This window comes from Bradyrhizobium sp. USDA 4353 (genome assembly GCF_054063215.1).
This window is the reverse complement of the sequence record NZ_JBSSGB010000001.1, coordinates 6,533,102-6,549,987: the sequence shown is the minus strand read 5'-3', so window position 1 is coordinate 6,549,987 and position 16,886 is coordinate 6,533,102. Positions and strand designations below refer to the sequence as shown.

Sequence of the window (16,886 nt, the reverse complement as noted above, 5' to 3'; positions counted from 1 at the left end):
CTGCCTCGAGGATATGACCGATCGGCGCCCGGCAGCAAGCCTGCCCGGCTAGACCATGGCGGCGGTGATGGTATCGGCGTGGCTGCGGATGGCGCGGATTTCGGCTGCGCTGCGGCGTTCGAGATTGACGTACTGGTTGCGCATCCGGCCGTTATTGGCGAAGCGGCGGCGGTGCTTGGCGAGGAAGCTCCAATACAGCGTCGTGAATGGGCAGGCCTTGTCGCCGGTCGCCTGCTTCGGATCATAGCGGCAGTTGCGGCAGTGGTCGCTCATGCGGTCGATGTAGTGGCCCGAGGCCGCATAGGGCTTGGTGCCGACCACGCCGCCATCGCCATGCTGGCTCATGCCGAGCGTGTTGGGCAGCGACACCCAGTCGATCGCATCGTGAAACATCGACATGTGCCAGAGATGCACGTCGTGCGGCTTGACGCCGAGCAGCATCGCGAACAGGCCGAGCACCATCAGCCGCTCGATGTGATGCGCATAGGCGTGATCGATGGTGTGGCCGATCGCCTGCGACAGGCAGCGCATGTCGGTCTCGCCGGTCCAGTAGAACCGCGGCATCGGCAGAGTCGCCTCGAGCGCATTCTCCTCCGCATAATGCGGCATGCGCTGCCAGTAGATTCCGCGCACGAACTCGCGCCAGCCGATGATCTGGCGGACGAAGCCTTCGAGCGCATTGAGCGGCGCGTTACGGCTCTCGAGCGCGGCGTCGACCACCTCGCGCGGGTTGAGCATGTGCAGGTTCAGCGCGCCCGACAGCCGCGAATGATACAGGAACGGCTCGTCGGTCAGCATCGCGTCCTGATAGGTGCCGAACAGAGAGAGGCGCCAGCTAACGAAATCGTTGAGCTCGGTCAGCGCGTCGACGCGCGAGACCGGCAGGTCGAAGCGCTCGAGCTTGCCGGGGCTGTTGGAGAAGCGCTTGGCAACGAGCTTGATGACGTCCTGCGTGATCGCATCGGGCGCGTAGGAGCGCGGGACTGGGATCGGCGGCCGCGACTTGCCAAAGCCCTTGCGGTTCTCGGCGTCGAAATTCCAGCTGCCGCCGATCGGCCGGCCACTGTCGTCGAGCAGCAGCCCGGTCTTGCGCCGCATGGCGCGGTAGAACGTCTCCATGATCGGGCGCGGATGGCGCTCGGTGAAGGCGTCAAATTCGTCCGCGGTGCACAGGAAGTGGCGGTCGCGCCGGATGTCGGGACGCTGCGGCAGCTTGCCCAAGCTCTCGCGCACGCGGAAATCGCCGGGCTCCAGCACGATCGTCGCCTCGGGCTGCAGCAGAGCCTGATGGCGCGCGATCTCGCTGTCGAGCGCGCCGGTGTTGGCGGGATCGTCGAGCCGCACGTAGTGCACGTTGCGGCCGCGGGATTCGAGATCGGCATGGAAGTGGCGCATGGCGGCGAAGAAGAAGGCGATGCGCATCTTGTGCTGCGGCACATAGGTCGCTTCATCTGCAACCTCCATCTGCAGCACGACGTCCTGCGCCGGATCGAAGCCGTCGAACGCAGCGGAATCTGCATCGAGCTGGTCGCCGAGCACGACGACGAGATGCCTGATCTTGATAGGATGCGCCTTGGCCATGAAGCTGATCAGGCCGCTGCGGCTGGCAGGGCGGAGGCCTGGCCGAGGCAGTCCTTGCGCACCGTGACCAGGCTGCGATGCAGCCAGGTCTTGATGGTGCCGACCGGCACGCCGAACCGCTCCGACAACCGCGTCCGGCTTTCGCCCTCGAGATAAGCAAGTGCGAGCAGACGCCTGCGCTCCTCCGGCAGCCGCTTGAGCGCCTCGCGGGCGATCGGCTCCGCCTGCGCGTAGTCGAACTCGTCATCGGCCTCGGTCGCGGAGGGATCGGCGACCGTGAGCGCCTCATCGAGCTCCGAAGTCGGCACGCCGGTCGCACGCAGGCTGTCGATCGCGGTGTTGCGCATGATCGTGCACATCCACGTAATCGGCGACGCGCGCGCCGGATCGAAGCTCGCGGCGTGACGCCAGATCTTCACGTAGCCGTCCTGCAGGATGTCATCGAGGTCGGCCGAGGAGGGCAGCAGGGCACGCACGGTCTTGCGCATTTTCACACGGGTTGCAGCATGCAGCTCGGAAAAGGCCTGCTCGTCGCCGTCTCCCGCGCGCGCCAAAAGGCTGCTGAGATGCACGACGTAGCCCTTCTGATCCGTGCTTGCTGTCCGCATCCGTCTCCTCCATCCGCTTCCTTGTTCGAAACGGGGCAGGGCGTGATGCGGATCACCGTCACCATTCAGCCGACTTTGCCGGCAGGGCAACTGGCTGTTTGTCCAGACGAGCGAGTCCGTCTGGACGACCACGTGTCGATCACAACGATGGATGGTGAGATCAGAGCCGGACGAACGGGCTGATGATGCGGCCGAGCAGGCCGTGCATGCGCAGGTCGCCGGTCATGGCCACGAGGCAGAGGCAGGGGCCCTCGTCGCCGACGACAGGGCGATGATCGACCTCGTCGTCGCCATAGTCGAAATCGCCGGGGCCGTAATAGCCGCCGAGATGGCTGAAGCTGCCCTTCAGCACGCAGGTCAGCTCGTTGCCGGAATGGGTGTGCTCCAGCATCCGCGCGCCGGGCTCGGAGCGCAGCAGGAAGGCGCGCGACTTGCCGGCGCCGGACAGCATGATCGGGCGCATGCTGATGCCCGGCGCCACGCGGCGGCGCTTGCCGATCTTGTGACGCTTCACCATCTCGGGCAGGTCGGCGAGCTCCGGGTCAAGCTCGGAAACCTCACGGACCCGCGGTGCGAGCTGGGGGCGGCGGTCGATCCTCGTCATCAAGGCATCGAACGCGTCCGACGCCATTGCGACCGGCTCGGCAGCCTCGAACGCGGCGCCGGCGAGCTGCTCGATGGCGCGCACGAAGCGCCGGCAGCGTGGGCAGCCGGCGACATGGACGCCGACAACGAGCCGCTCGGCCTCGTCGAGCGTACCAGTGGCGAAGTCGGCCAACAGGTCTTCCGGCGGGTGATGGCTGATCGTCATGTCGCGTCGTCCAACAGGTCTCTCAGGCGATTCATCGCCAATCTGATTCGTGATTTGACCGTGCCGAGCGGCAGCCCGAGCACGGCCGCGATTTCCGAATGCGGTCGTTCCTCGATGAACGACAAGCGGATCACGGTGGATTGCTCCACCGACAATCTTTCGATCGCAGCCGCGACGCGTGTGGCGTCCTCGACACGCGACACGATCTGGTCGGCGGCGAGAGTCGGATCGGCTTCCTCGTCGAGCACGATCTCCTTGCTCAGCCGGCCCTCGCGGGTCGCCTTGCGGGCGGCGTCGATGCGCTGATTACGTGCGATGGTGAAGATCCAGGCCGCCGCGCCCGCCGTGGTCGGGTCGAATTGCGCCGCCTTGGTCCAGACCGACACCATCGTCGACTGGGCGATCTCCTCGGCCTCGTCGGGATTGCAGCCGGTCTTGATCAGGAAGCCTTTGATGCGCGGCGCGAAATGCTCGAACAGGGCCTTGAAAGCCTCGCGGTCGCCGCGCGCGGCGACACGTCCGATCAATTCCGCCCAGTCCACAGTTGCCTTCGGCCCTCTGCTCGCACTCGCCACGACACGGGCGCCTCCGCCCCGCGAAAATCTCTGGCGGGACGATGCCACGTTCCATGGCGCTAATCTAGCCGCTCTCAGTCGCGTGGTCATGATCCCCGGCACGCTTTTTCGATACCGGGGAACGCACGGGATGTCGGGCTGGATCACAACGAGCCTTAAGATTTTTCCCCGGACCCTCAATCCTTGAGGTCGGAGTTAACCATCGCCAGGAACTCCTGCCGGCTCATCGGATCGGTGCGGAAGCAGCCGAGCATGCGGCTGGTGGTGAGGTCGACCCCGTGCTTCTTGACCCCGCGCGAGCTGATGCAGTGGTGCGCCGCCTTGATCACGACCGCCACGCCCTCCGGCTGCAGCACCTCGTCGATGATGTTGGCGATCTCCGCCGTCATGCGCTCCTGAATCTGCAGCCGCGCCGCATAAGCCTCGACCACCCGGGCGAGCTTGGAGATGCCGACGACCCGGCTGCGCGGCACGTAGCCGACCCAGGCGCGGCCGATGATCGGCGCCATATGGTGCTCGCAATGGCTCTGGAACGGGATGTTCCGCAGCAGCACCATCTCGTCGTAACCGGCGGTCTCCTCGAAGGTCTTGCGGAGATAGTCTTCGGGGTTCTGGTCGTAGCCGGCGAAGTAGCTCTTGTAGGCGCGGGCGACGCGGGCCGGCGTCTCGGACAGGCCCTCGCGCGACGGATCCTCACCGATCCAGGTGAGGATGGTGCGGATGGCGTCCTCGACGTCGTCCTGGGTGACGGTGACGGGATCGCAGACGAAGGGGAGTTTCTTGGCTGTGTTGCGCACGGGGGCTCTCCGAAAGCAGGGAAACGGAACCCCTGCCGCCGTGGATCACCGCCCCGAGAAATTCACCGACGCGGCGATATTTCCCATCACTCGACGGCGTCGAGCGCCCGCCGGATCGTCCTGAACACCGCCTCGATCTGCTCCTCCGAGATGATCAAAGGCGGGGACAGCACCAGCGTGTCGCTGGAGCCGCGGATCAGCACGCCGTCCTCGAAGCAGCGATTGGCGCATTCGCTGCCGCGGGCGCCCGGCGCCCCGTCGCGCGGCTTGAGATCGATCGCCGCGAGCAGGCCGATATTCCTGATATCGATCACATGCGGGGCCTGTCTCAGCGCGTGGGCGGCCTTTTCCCACAACGGCGCGATCCGCCGGGCGCGTCCGAACAGATCCTGCTCTTGATAAACGTCGAGCGTCGCGAGCGCGGCGGCGCAGGCGAGCGGGTGAGCCGAATAGGTGTAGCCGTGAAACAGCTCGATCCCCGCCGGGCCGCTCATCATCGCGTCGTGGATGTCGCGATCGACGATCACGCCGCCCATCGGCACGGCACCATTGGTCATGCCCTTGGCGCAGGTGATGATGTCGGGGATCACGCCAAAGGCATTGGCGGCGAAGGCCGCGCCGACCCGGCCGAAGCCGGTGATGACCTCGTCGAAGATCAGCAGGATGCCATGGCGGGTGCAGATCTCGCGCAGCCGCTCGAGATAGCCGACCGGCGGCGGCAGCACGCCGCCCGAGCCGGTGACCGGCTCGACGATGACGGCGGCCACGGTCGAGGGATCGTGCAGGGCCAGCAGCTTCTCGAGCTCGTCGGCGAAATGGACGCCCCATTGCGGCTGGCCACGCGAGAACGCGGCGCGCTCGGGATCGTGGGTATGCGGCAGATGATCGATCTCGGGCAACAGAGGCCCGAAGTCGCGGCGATGGCGCGACAGGCCGCTGACCGACAACCCGCCCCAGCCCATGCCGTGATAGGCGCGGGCGCGGCTGATGAAGCGGATGCGCTCGCCCTGGCCGCGCGCGCGGTGATAGGCGCGGGCGATCTTCAGCGCGGTGTCGACGGACTCCGATCCGGAGTTGGTGAAGAACACATGATCGAGGCCGTCAGGCGCGATCGCGGCAATGCGCGCCGCAAGCTCGAACGCGGCCGGATGGCTCATTTGGAACGATGAGACGAAATCCAGCTTGGCGGCCTGCGCCTGGATCGCCTCGACGATGTGTCGCTGACCGTGACCGGCGTTGACGCACCACAGCCCGGCCATCGCATCGAGCACGCGACTGCCGTCCGGCTTGACGTAGTGCATGCCTTCTGCGGCGACGAACAGGCGTGGGTTGGTCTTGAACTGCCGGTTCGGCGTGAACGGCATCCAGAACGAATTCAGCTCCGCGTCGCTGAGCACGAGATCTGCGGGGACGGAAGAGGCGGCGGTCATGGGGACACTCCGGAACGAGCAGCTCTAGTTGTGATCATCATGTGGATTTCCGGCCATTGCCGGGCGGCCGCCGGAGCGCGGCGGCGCTTTCGAGATGCCGCCGCAACAATTCGGCGGCGCGTTGCCGGTCGCCGCCCTCGATCTGGTCGAGGATTGCGAGGTGCTCGCGGCAGTTCACCACGACGCGCTCATGGCCGAACGCCCAGTCGTAGTTGGCGAAGCGGCGCAGCCGGTTCTGCTGCTGCACCGACACCAGCAGGAAGCGATTGCCCGAGGCCGCGGCCAGACCTTCATGGAATTCAGCGTTCATCTCGAACAGCGCGATGCTCGCGGTCTCGCTCCAGCGCGCCTCGAGCATCGCCTGATGCTGATGTCGCATCTCGGCGGCCCATGCGGGATCGAGCCGGAAGCTCGGCTCGAGCAGGCCGGCCGGCTCGACGACCAGCCGAAAGCGGTAGCTTTCGGCGCGCGCGTCGGCGTCGGCGAGGCTGGGCTCGAAACGCCAGCCATGTCCGGGCTTGCGCTGGACGGCGGCGACCTCCGCGAGCTTGGCGAGCACCCGCTGCACCAGTGGGCGCGTCGCCTGGTAGCGCTGCATCAGGTCGCGCTCGGAGACGTCGAGCGGCAGACGCCCGGCGCGGCGATCCCGGGCGATCGCCAGGAAGAGTTGCTCGGTCTGCTCCGGTGCAGGCTTGGCCGGGGTCTTGCCGGGGGCAGGCGGTGCGTCAGCGACGAAATAGCCGCGTAACGCACCGCGCCGGATCAAGCGTTTCGATGCGAGCAGCTTGAGCGCGGCGCGCACCGGCGTGCGCGACACCTGCAGGCGCTCGGCCAGCGCGACCTCGGCGAGGCGCGTGCCCGGCGGCATCCCGTCGTTGCTGATCAGCTCGAGAATGTCCGCCGACAGCTGCTGCTGCAGCCTACTCGGCGTCATGCGCGAGGGGCGTGAAGATTTTTGTTTCATGTCATCACAAAATACATTACGGTTCCGAGGAAGGCAAAGGGAAGTTGCGTAAAGGAAGCTCGCGACAGTGATGATCGAACCGTTTCCCCTGATCGAAATCTCCGGTGCGCCGTACCAGCGGGGCGTTCAATATGGCCAGCAGGCGGTAGCCCGCATCCGCAAGGGCACGACGCATTACCTGTCGCAGCTGAGGGAGCTTTCGCTCGATGCAGCCGGCGTCGCCGCGCTGGTCCGCGACTATCTGCCGGTCATCGAGCAGTTCGAGCCTGCTTATGTCGAGGAGATGCGCGGCATAGCCGCGGGCGCCGACGTGCCGTTCGAAGACATCGCGCTGCTCAATGCACGGACCGAGATTCTCAAGCTGGCGCGGCCCGAGGTGCGGGCGCGACTGAAGACGCCGGACGAGCCCGATGGCTGCACCGGCGTCGTCGTATTGCCCGTGGCGACCGCTCATCGGCGTCTCATTCACGCGCAGAACTGGGACTGGAAGCGCGAATGCGTCGAGACCGCCGTGGTGCTGCGGGTGCGCCGTGATGACGGTCCGGATCTCCTGACCTTCACCGAGGCGGGCGCACTGGGGCGCTCCGGTTTCAACGCGATCGGCGTCGCCATCACCGCCAACTACCTCGAATCCGATCGCGACTATCGCGAGGTCGGGGTGCCCCTGGCGCTGATCCGCCGCAAGGTGCTGGAGAGCGAGCATGTCGCGCTCGCTATGCGCGCGGTGTATTGCACGAAGAAGTCCGCCGCCAACAACATGATCGTCAGCCATTGCGACGGCGTCGCAATCGACTTCGAATGCGCGCCCGATGAGACCTTCCAGGTGCATCCGGAGCGGGGACTGCTGGTGCATGCCAATCATTTCGTCAGCCCAGTGGCGCTGTCGAAGCTCAAGGACACCGGCATCGCCAACACACCCTGCAGCCTCTATCGCGACATTCGCGTCCGCGATCTCTTGCAGCCCCAGATCGGCGCCATCACCAAGGATGCGGTGAAAGCGGCGCTGTTCGACAATTTCGCCGATCCCTGGTCGGTGTGCCGCCCGCCGCGGCGCAATCTCAGCAACAATCTCAGCGCCACCGTTGCGATGATCGTGATGGAGCCGGCCGAGGGGCTGATGGAGGTCGCGCCATTGCCGGCGCTGAACAAGCAGTTCACCAGCTACAAGCTCGACATGGCCTTGGGCGCGGACCGCGCCACAGTCGCATTGGCGTCGTGATGCGGGCGATCCGGCGCGCCCCCTTGGTGCTGGTCGGCGTCGTATCCGCTGCGCTGCTGGCCGGCCCGTCCGGTGCGGGCGCGGAGACGCTGCTGCGTACGCGCCTCAATGCCGATATCCGCTCGACCGATCCCGGCACCAACCGCGACGCCAACACCGACGGCGTGATCGCCCATGTCGTCGAGGGCCTCGTCGCCTTCCGTGACGATACCTCGGTCGGTCCCATGCTCGCGGAGAGCTGGACGGTCTCGGAGGACGGCAAGAGCTACACATTCAAGCTGCGTCCGGGCGTCAAATTCCACAACGGCGCGACGATGTCCGCCGATGACGTGGTCTGGTCGCTGAAGCGCTGGCTCGATCCCGCCACGCAATGGCGCTGCCTGTCGGAGTTCGGTCCGAGCGGCATTGCCCGTATCGAGAGGATCGAGGCCGTCGATGCGCAGACCGTCACGATCACGCTCGATCAGCCGACGGCGCTGTTCCTGCCGACGCTGGCGCGGCCCGACTGCGGGCAGACCGCGATTATTCACCGTGACTCCGTCGGCGCCGACGGCAAATGGATTGCGCCGGTCGGCACCGGCCCGTTCAAGCTCGGCGAGTGGAAGCGCGGCCAATATGTCGATGTCGTCAAGTTCGACGGCTACGTATCGCGAAGCGAGCCGCGCACCGGCCTGACCGGCGCCAAGACGGCTGCGGTCGACCGCGTGCGCTTCAACGTCATTCCGGACAGCGCCGCCGCCAAGGCCGGTCTGCTCTCGGGCGCGCTCGACGTCATCATGAGTCTGTCGATCCCCGACATGGACGATTTGAAGACGCGGCCCGAGGTGCAGCTCAGCATCACGCCCTCGCTCAGCATGACCGGGCTTCTGCTCCAGACCCGCGATCCGCTGCTCCAGGACGTCCGTATCCGGCGTGCGCTGGCGCTCGCGCTCGACATGCCGCAGATCGTGGATGTCGTGATGGAGGGCACCGCGCGGGCAAACAATTCGGCGCTGCCGATCGGCAGTCCATTCCACGGCAGCGTACAGGGACAGGGCTATCAGCAGGATCTCACCGAGGTGAAGAAGCTGCTCGCTGCTGCCGGCTATCGCGGCCAGCCGATCAAGCTGATCACCAACAAGCGCTACAGCTTCGTGTTCGATGCCGCGGTGCTGGCGCAGGAGATGGCGCGTGCCGCCGGGATCAATATCGAGCTCGAGGTGCTGGACTGGGCGGCGCAGCTCGACCGCTACAATCGCGGCGACTACCAGGCGATGGCATTTATCTATTCGGCACGGCTCGATCCGTCCTTGAGCTTCGAGATGCTGATGGGACCGAAGGCGACGCAGCCGCGCAAGGTATGGGACAATGCCGAGGCTCAGGAGATGCTGCGTCAGTCGATGCTTACATCCGATCCCGCCAAACGCCAGGCGCTCTTCGATGAGATGCACCGGCGCTTCATCGCCGACGTGCCGATGATCGTGCTGTTCAACGGCTCCGAGCTCACCGCGCTGCGCAAGGCGGTGAAGGGCTACGCCGGCTGGCTGTTCCCGCAGGCGCGGTTCTGGGGCGTGAGCCTGCAGCCCTGAGCCCGGAGTCCGTCCACGATGCTCGCTTATCTGCTGCGCCGCCTGGTCACGACGATCCCGACGCTCCTGATCGTGGCCATCGCGGTCTTCCTGCTGGTGCGCCTGATCCCCGGCGATCCCGTCCAGGTCATGCTGGGCGATGCGGCCGATCCGGCGCAAGCCGCGGCTTTGAAGCAGCAGCTCGGACTTGACCGTCCGATTCCTGTTCAGTTCCTGTACTGGCTGGAGCGACTCGCGGTCGGCGATCTCGGCCATTCCATCACCAATGGCCTGCCGGTGCTGCCGCTGATCCTGGAGCGGTTCCAGGTCAGCGCGGTGATCGTGCTGATCGCCGTCGCCATCGCGGCCTGCATTGCGGTGCCTGCCGGGCTGATCGCGGCATGGCGGCAGAACACCGCAATCGATCTCGTCATCGTCGGCAGCGCCACGCTGCTGCTGTCGATCCCGAGCTTCTGGCTCGGTCTGCTGCTGCTGCTGTTGTTCGGTCTCAGGCTGAAATGGCTGCCGGTCGTCGGCTATGTCCCGTTCTCGGAGAGCTTCGTCGGCGCCGCGCTGTTCATGGTGCTGCCGATCGCTACGCTGGCGATGATCGAGGTCGGCGTGCTCACGCGCATGGCCCGCGCCGCCTCGATCGAGGTGCTGCGGCTGGACTACGTCACCCATGCCCGCGCCAAGGGCGTGCCGGAATGGCGGGTGCTGGCGCGCCACGTGCTGCCGAATGCCTTTGCGCCGACCTGGACCTTGATCGGGCTGGTGCTCGGGCATCTGCTCGGCGGCATCGCGGTGATCGAGACGGTGTTCACTCTGCCCGGCCTTGGCCGCCTGCTGGTGGATTCGATCTTCGCGCGGGACTATCCGGTGGTGCAGGGCTGCCTGTTGTTCACCGCGCTGATCTACGTCGCCGTCAACCTGATCGTCGATCTCTGTTATCCGCTGTTCGATCCCCGGGTGGCCGTCGCATGAGGATCAGGGCCAATACGGCGATTGGTGGCGTCCTGATCGCGCTGCTTGGCGGTGCCGCGCTCGGCGCGGTGGTGTGGACGCCGTTTGATCCGCTGCGCGTCAATCTGCGCGCGCGATTGCAGCCGCCGTCCTGGCAGCATTGGTTCGGCACCGACGAGTTCGGCAGGGACGTGCTGAGCCGCATCATGGCCGGGGCCTCGACGAGCGTGCTCGTGGCGCTGGCGACGGTCGTGCTCGCGGTGACCGTCGGAATCCTGGTCGGCAGCATCAGCGGTTATTGGCGCGGCTGGACCGATCGCCTGATCATGGCGGTCAATGACGCACTGCTGGCATTCCCCGGCATCCTGCTGGCGCTCGGTGTGATGATCGTGATCGGGGCCAACACATTCGGCCTCGTGCTCGCGCTGGCGCTCGCCTACATGCCGTCGGTGGCGCGCGTGGTCCGCGGCACCGTGCTGTCGATCCGCGAGAAGGAGTATATCGAGGCATCGCGCGTGCTCGGCAACTCCGAGCTCTATTCGCTGCTGCGCCACGTGCTGCCCAATGCCGTGGCGCCGGTGGCGGTGCTCGCCACCAGCATGTTCGGCTGGGTGCTGCTGGCGGAGAGCGCGCTGAGCTTCCTCGGCCTCGGCGTGCCGCCGCCGGCGCCGAGCTGGGGCAACATGCTCGCCGGCAGCCGGCCCTATATGGAGAACGCGGCCTGGCTGAGCATTGCGCCCGGCCTGTGCATTGCGCTGACCTTGCTCGGCATCAATCTGCTTGGCGACTCCTTGCGCGATCGCCTCGACCCGCGGATGGCGCAGCGATGAGCGGGCCGTTGCTTCAGATCGAGGGCCTGGGCATCGGGACCGCCGCTGGCGCGCCGATCGTCCATGAGGTGTCGTTCGAGATCGGCCGCGGCGAGTTCGTCGCCGTCGTCGGCGAGTCCGGCAGCGGCAAGACCGCGGCGGCACGCGCCGTGCTCGGCCTTCTGCCTGCCGGCCTGGTGCGCAGCCAGGGACGTATCCTGCTCGATGGCGAGGATCTGACGGCGCTGTCGCCGCGGAGGCTGCGCGCGCTGCGTGGACCCGTGATGGGCATGGTGTTCCAGGAGCCGATGGTCTCGCTCAATCCAGCGCTCACGATCGGCGCGCAGATGATGGAAGGACTGTTGCTGCACGAGCGCCTCGGGCGCAACGAGGCGCGCCGCCGCTGCCTCGACATGCTGGCGCGGGTGCAGATCCGCGATCCCCTGAAGACGTTCGACGCCTATCCCCACGAATTCTCCGGCGGCATGCGCCAGCGCATCATGCTGGCCTCGGTGATGCTGCTGCGGCCGAAGCTCCTGATCGCCGACGAGCCGACGACGGCGCTGGACACGCTGACGCAGCGCGAGGTGCTGGATCTGATGGTCGCCCTGGCACGCGATCACGGCACCGCGGTCATGCTGATCACGCACAATCTCGGCCTGGTCGCGCGCTATGCGCAGCGCGCCGTCGTGCTGTGTCGCGGCCGGCTGGTCGAGACCGGCACGGCGCAGCAGATCCTCACGGCACCGCGCGAGACCTATACGCGCGAGCTGGTCGAGGCGTTGCCGCGCCGCGCGGCCGCCCGAGCCGTCCCTGAAGCGACCGAGGTCGTGATGGCCGTCCGCGGTCTGAAGGTGGCGTTTGCCGGCCGGCAGCGGCTGTTTCGCCGTGACCCGGGCTTGATGGCGGTGGACGGTGTCGATCTCACCATCCGCGCCGGCGAGACTGTGGCGGTCGTCGGCGGCAGCGGCTCGGGCAAGACCACGCTCGGCCGCGCGATGCTGCGGCTGTTGCCGCTCGCGACCGGCGAGGTGCGCTTCCTCGGCCGCGAGGTGACGGCGGCGATCGACCAGGATTTCCGCCTTGCTGCGCAGCTGGTGTTCCAGGACCCGTATTCCTCGCTCGATCCGCGCATGCGCATCGGCGACATCGTCGCCGAGCCGCTCCGTCACACCGCGCTCACGGCGGCCGAGCGGGCGAACCGCGTGACGGAGATGCTGGAGGAGGTCGGCCTGTCAGGCCTGTCGCAGCGCTGGCCGCATGAATTGTCGGGCGGGCAGCGCCAGCGCGTGGCGATTGCGCGGGCGATCATCCGCCGGCCGGCCTTCGTGGTGGCCGACGAGCCGGTGTCGGCGCTGGACATGACGATCCAGGCGCAGGTGCTCAAGCTGTTCGAGCGGCTGCAGGCGCAATATGGCTTTGCCTGCCTGTTCATCAGCCACGATCTCGCCGCCGTGGAGCAGATCGCCGACCGCGTGGTGGTGATGCAAGCTGGACGGATCGTCGAGCAGGGGAGCCGCGACGACGTGTTCGACCGGCCGCAGCACGCCTACACCAAGGCGCTGCTCGCGGCCGCGCCGATCATCGCGTTCACTGATCCGGCCGCCGTGCCCGCCTGACAGGAGGCTAGCGCTCAGCTCGCCTTGCGCAGCCGCGCCTCGGCCGACGGGCCCGAGCGCAGGTTCTGGAAGAACTTCTCCACCTCCTGGGCCAGCGTCTGCGCGGTCGAGCTCAGGTCGCCCGAGGCGGACAGCACCGAGGCGGCGGCCGTCGAGGTCTCGCCGATGGCGTCGCGCAGCGAGCCGATGTTCATGACCAGCGTCTGATTGCCCTGCGCGGTCGACTGCGCATTGACCGAGATCTCGCGCGTGGCCTGATCCTGCTGCTGGATGGCATTGGAGATGTTGGTGGTGATCTCGTTGATGCCGCGCACGGCATCGCCGATCTCGCGGACGGCATCGACCGCGGTCTTGGTCGAGGCCTGGATCAGGCCGACATTCTGGCTGATCTCCTCGGTGGCCTTGGCGGTCTGCCCGGCCAGCGCCTTGACCTCGTGGGCGACGACGGCGAAGCCGCGGCCGGCCTCGCCGGCGCGGGCGGCCTCGATGGTGGCGTTCAGCGCCAGCAGGTTGGTCTGCTCGGCGATGGTCTGGATCAGCGTCAGCACGCCGTCGATGCGCTGGGTGGCGGCGGCGAGGCCCTCGATCTCGGTGATCGACTTCTCGGTGCGCTGCCCGGTCTGCGCGACGGCGCCGGCGGATTGCTGGATCTGGCGGCCGATCTCCTCGACCGATGTCGACAATTCCTCCGCGGCGCTGGCGACGGCGGAGACGTTGGTCGAGGCCTGCGACGTCGCGCCGGCGGCCGTGACGGCCCGCTCGTTGGCATCCGAGGTGAGGCGCGTGATCGTCTCGGCGGTGTGGCGCATCGCCGCCGCGTTCTCGGTGACCGTGCGCATCACGCTGCCGATCGCGGTGCGAAACTCCTCGACGGCGGCCTCGATGTGGCGGGCGCGGGCCTCGCGGATCTCCGAATCCTGCGAGACCTGATTGTTGAGGTCGCGGTTGCGCGCCATCGCCTGCTGGAACACGCCGATGGCGCGGGCGAGCTCGCCGACCTCGTCGGCGCGGCCGGCATGCGGCACCTCGACGTTCTCGGCGCCGGTGGCGACCTGGCGGATGGTGTCGGTAATCTGCGACAGCGGACGCGCGATCGAGCGGGCGATGATGACGACGCCGGCGACGACGAGCAGCAGCATCACGCCGCCGAGCAAAGTGAGCACCAGCGAGAGCTTGCGGTTGATCTCGGTGTCCTCACCGATCTTGCGGCCGCGCTCCAGATAGACCTTGGACAGCTCGTCGAGGTCCTTGTTCAACGCGGAGCGGACCGAACGGTTGGCGTCGTTGTCGCCCCATTCACGTCCCGCAGCGGGGCTGATCTCGTTGGCGCGGCGAACCAGCTCCTTGCGGAAGTCGACGAACTGCTCGATGCGCTTCTTGAAGGTCGCAAATTGCTGCGCATCGTCCGCCTGCACGATGGACTGCCATTTGTCGACGACCTTGATGATCTCGGCGTTGAATTTGAGCAGGCCCTCGCCGTATCGTTTGACGACGGCGGGATCGGTCGACATGTAGATGCCGCGCGACTCCATGACCACCGCGTAGACCAGGCCGTTGACCAGTTGCACGTTGAGGGCTGCGAGATTCGCCGTCTCGATCGCCTTGGTGAGCTCGGCCGAGCGCCGCGAATTGTAGTCCGACAACCAGGTGATCGCGGCGGTCAAGAGCGCGAACAGCGCGAAGATCGCGTAGAGCTTGACTGCGATGGAATGCCGGGTGGCCGTCTTCGTTGACGTCGGACGGGAGGTCATGAGGTGGGATACCGCAGAGTTGGACGACGACGCAGGACGATTGATCGTTAATAGTTATGCAAAAGCTTCATGGAGAAAGCGTTAAGTGGGAGTTGTCAGTGTGATGCAACCCCTGCTTACTTTGCTTTGTTTTTCAATTGATTAGTAGCCCGCTGCGATGCGGCCGAGACAGGGCGGCTTCCGTTGGACTACGGATTGGAATTGGAGGTCGCGGGTAGCCTGCTGCCTTGCAATGGCATTGCGCATCGGCTTGCCCATGAGGCGTGATTTGGTGAGCCTCCGGTGCTTCGAGCGGCGCAGGACTGCGTCGCATCAGCGGCGATCGCCACGTCGGCGGCAGAGCGGACGTGAGAAGCTGGAACTTCGGGCGGTCCTCGTGAAAAGGTCGTGCTGAGCCGCGCCTGTCTGCCGCATCCGCCCATGGCTCAACTTTTCCGGAAGGGGTAGCGGAGGTCTGTCTCTCGCCGTAAGGTAACGGAATAGCATTTTGTTGCGAGGACCGTCGAATGAGATTCGAAGGCATCGAAACGACACGCCGCATCCTTTGTGTGTTTCCCCGCTACACGTCCTCGTTCGGAACTTTCGAGCACGCCTATCCGCTCACCGACGGCGTCCAGGCCTTCATGCCGCCGCAGGGGCTCCTGCTGATCGCGGCCTATCTTCCGAGCTCCTGGCAGGTTCGCTTCATCGACGAGAACATCCGCCCCGCGACAGCAGAGGATTTTGCCTGGGCGGAAGCTGTCTTCGTCAGCGGTATGCACATCCAGCGTCAGCAGATGAACGACATCTGCCAGCGCGCGCATGCGTTCGGTCTGCCGGTCGCGCTCGGCGGGCCCTCGGTCAGCGCCTGTCCCGATTATTATCCGAGCTTCGACTATCTGCATGTCGGCGAGCTCGGCGATGCGACCGATGAGCTGATCAGGCGCCTGGCGCGCGATCCGTCGCGGCCGGCCGAGCAGGTGGTGCTGCGCACCGGCGAGCGCGTGGCGATGACGGACTTTCCGGTCCCGGCCTATGAGCTCGCCGAGGTCAGGAAGTACTTCCTCGGCAGTATCCAATATTCCAGCGGCTGTCCCTACCAGTGCGAGTTCTGCGACATCCCCGGCCTCTATGGCCGCAATCCGCGGATCAAGTCGCCGCAGCAGATCATTGCCGAGCTCGACAAGCTCAGGGAATGCGGCGTCACCGGCTCGGTGTATTTCGTCGACGATAATTTCATCGGCAACCGCAAGGCGGCGATGGACCTGCTGCCGCATCTGATCGAATGGCAGAAGCGCACCGGCTATGTGATCCGGCTCGCCTGCGAGGCGACGCTCAACATCGCCAAGCGGCCCGAGATTCTCGAGAAGATGCGCGATGCCTATTTCATCACCATCTTCTGCGGCATCGAGACGCCCGATCCCGAGGCGCTGACGGCGATGCAGAAGGACCACAACATGATGGTGCCGATCCTGGAGGGGATCAGGACCATCAACAGCTACGGCATGGAGGTGGTCTCCGGCATCATCATGGGGCTCGATACCGACACGCCGCAGACCGCGGACGCGCTGCTGCAATTCGTCGAGGAGAGCCGGATCCCGCTGCTCACGATCAATCTGCTGCAGGCGCTGCCGAAAACGCCGCTGTGGGACCGGCTGGAGCGCGAGGGCCGGCTGGTGCAGGACGACAGCCGCGATTCCAACGTCAAGTTCCTGATGCCCTATGACGAGGTGGTCACCGCCTGGCGGCGCTGCATGGAGGTGGCCTACGAGCCGGAGCGGCTGTTCGCGCGCTTCAAGCATCAATGCGACAACACCTATTCCAACCGCATCAAGGTGCCGGTCAGCGACGAGATGAAGAGCTGGTCGAATATCAGGCGCGGCCTCGTCATGATGGGAAAGATCTTTTGGAAGGTCGGCGTGCTCGGCGACTACAAGCGGCCGTTCTGGCGCTTCGCCTGGAGCCAGCTGAGGCGGGGGGAGATCGAGAACTTCATCGCGGTCGCGTTGATCGCCCATCACCTGATCATGTTCGCCCGCGCCGCCTCCCGCGGTCACCAGAACGCCTCGAACTACTCGATCAGGCTCCGCGAGGCCGCCGTTCCCGCCGGGTGACCGCCGCGCGTCCGCGAGCCACGGAGCCGCGGCGCGGAGCTTGGAGCAGGGGCGGCGCCAAATCGTACCTGTCGGGATCATTGAGCTTGTCAGGAGTCGGGCGGCCCTCTGGAGCCGCC

The 16,886-nt window shown here is 66.3% G+C and carries 14 protein-coding genes; 6 read left to right on the top strand and 8 right to left on the bottom strand.

Going from position 1 to position 16,886, the window contains the following annotated elements; all coding sequences use genetic code 11:
- Positions 1-48 precede the first annotated feature (48 nt).
- The 7 genes from ACVILH_RS29755 to ACVILH_RS29725 form a co-directional block, all read right to left on the bottom strand.
- Complete coding sequence (locus ACVILH_RS29755; RefSeq protein ID WP_456716071.1) at positions 49-1,581, bottom strand: cryptochrome/photolyase family protein; 1,533 nt, start codon at positions 1,579-1,581, stop codon at positions 49-51.
- An 8-nt stretch (positions 1,582-1,589) separates the two neighbouring features.
- Positions 1,590-2,189, bottom strand: coding sequence for an RNA polymerase sigma factor (locus ACVILH_RS29750; protein ID WP_456716070.1), 600 nt, complete (start codon positions 2,187-2,189; stop codon positions 1,590-1,592).
- Between the two features lie 160 nt (positions 2,190-2,349).
- On the bottom strand, positions 2,350-3,000 hold the full coding sequence (locus ACVILH_RS29745) for a ChrR family anti-sigma-E factor (protein ID WP_456716069.1): 651 nt from the start codon (positions 2,998-3,000) through the stop codon (positions 2,350-2,352).
- The gene (locus ACVILH_RS29740) at positions 2,997-3,542 is read right to left on the bottom strand and encodes a sigma-70 family RNA polymerase sigma factor (RefSeq protein ID WP_456717105.1); all 546 of its coding nucleotides are present in this window, start codon (positions 3,540-3,542) and stop codon (positions 2,997-2,999) included. Before ACVILH_RS29740 ends, ACVILH_RS29745 begins: the two co-directional genes overlap by 4 nt.
- 209 nt (positions 3,543-3,751) lie before the next feature.
- The gene (folE, locus tag ACVILH_RS29735; protein ID WP_006613848.1) at positions 3,752-4,372 is read right to left on the bottom strand and encodes a GTP cyclohydrolase I FolE; all 621 of its coding nucleotides are present in this window, start codon (positions 4,370-4,372) and stop codon (positions 3,752-3,754) included.
- Positions 4,373-4,458: 86 nt separating this feature from the next.
- A complete protein-coding gene (locus tag ACVILH_RS29730; protein WP_456716068.1) occupies positions 4,459-5,802 on the bottom strand; it encodes an aminotransferase class III-fold pyridoxal phosphate-dependent enzyme in 1,344 nt (447 codons plus the stop codon).
- A 37-nt stretch (positions 5,803-5,839) separates the two neighbouring features.
- Positions 5,840-6,736, bottom strand: a complete 897-nt coding sequence (locus ACVILH_RS29725) for an FCD domain-containing protein (protein ID WP_456716067.1) — start codon at positions 6,734-6,736, stop codon at positions 5,840-5,842.
- A gap of 100 nt (positions 6,737-6,836) precedes the next feature.
- Here ACVILH_RS29725 and ACVILH_RS29720 point away from each other — a divergent pair, with 100 nt between their 5' ends.
- The 5 genes from ACVILH_RS29720 to ACVILH_RS29700 are packed head-to-tail and all read left to right on the top strand — an operon-like array spanning position 6,837 to position 12,923.
- Positions 6,837-7,985, top strand: a complete 1,149-nt coding sequence (locus ACVILH_RS29720) for a C45 family autoproteolytic acyltransferase/hydolase (protein ID WP_456717104.1) — start codon at positions 6,837-6,839, stop codon at positions 7,983-7,985.
- On the top strand, positions 7,985-9,553 hold the full coding sequence (locus ACVILH_RS29715; RefSeq protein ID WP_456716066.1) for an ABC transporter substrate-binding protein: 1,569 nt from the start codon (positions 7,985-7,987) through the stop codon (positions 9,551-9,553). The genes ACVILH_RS29720 and ACVILH_RS29715 overlap by 1 nt, the downstream gene beginning before the upstream one ends.
- Before the next feature lie 18 nt (positions 9,554-9,571).
- Complete coding sequence (locus ACVILH_RS29710) at positions 9,572-10,516, top strand: ABC transporter permease (protein ID WP_456716065.1); 945 nt, start codon at positions 9,572-9,574, stop codon at positions 10,514-10,516.
- Entirely contained in the window at positions 10,513-11,325 is an 813-nt protein-coding gene (locus ACVILH_RS29705) for an ABC transporter permease (RefSeq protein WP_456716064.1), read from the top strand. The genes ACVILH_RS29710 and ACVILH_RS29705 overlap by 4 nt, the downstream gene beginning before the upstream one ends.
- Positions 11,322-12,923, top strand: coding sequence for a dipeptide ABC transporter ATP-binding protein (locus tag ACVILH_RS29700; protein WP_456716063.1), 1,602 nt, complete (start codon positions 11,322-11,324; stop codon positions 12,921-12,923). Before ACVILH_RS29705 ends, ACVILH_RS29700 begins: the two co-directional genes overlap by 4 nt.
- A gap of 14 nt (positions 12,924-12,937) precedes the next feature.
- Here the strand turns inward: ACVILH_RS29700 and ACVILH_RS29695 are convergent, their stop codons facing one another.
- On the bottom strand, positions 12,938-14,674 hold the full coding sequence (locus ACVILH_RS29695) for a methyl-accepting chemotaxis protein (RefSeq protein WP_456716062.1): 1,737 nt from the start codon (positions 14,672-14,674) through the stop codon (positions 12,938-12,940).
- 506 nt (positions 14,675-15,180) lie between these two features.
- Here ACVILH_RS29695 and ACVILH_RS29690 point away from each other — a divergent pair.
- Positions 15,181-16,767: a B12-binding domain-containing radical SAM protein gene (locus ACVILH_RS29690; protein ID WP_456716061.1), complete on the top strand. Its 1,587-nt coding sequence runs from the start codon at positions 15,181-15,183 to the stop codon at positions 16,765-16,767.
- Positions 16,768-16,886 lie beyond the last annotated feature (119 nt).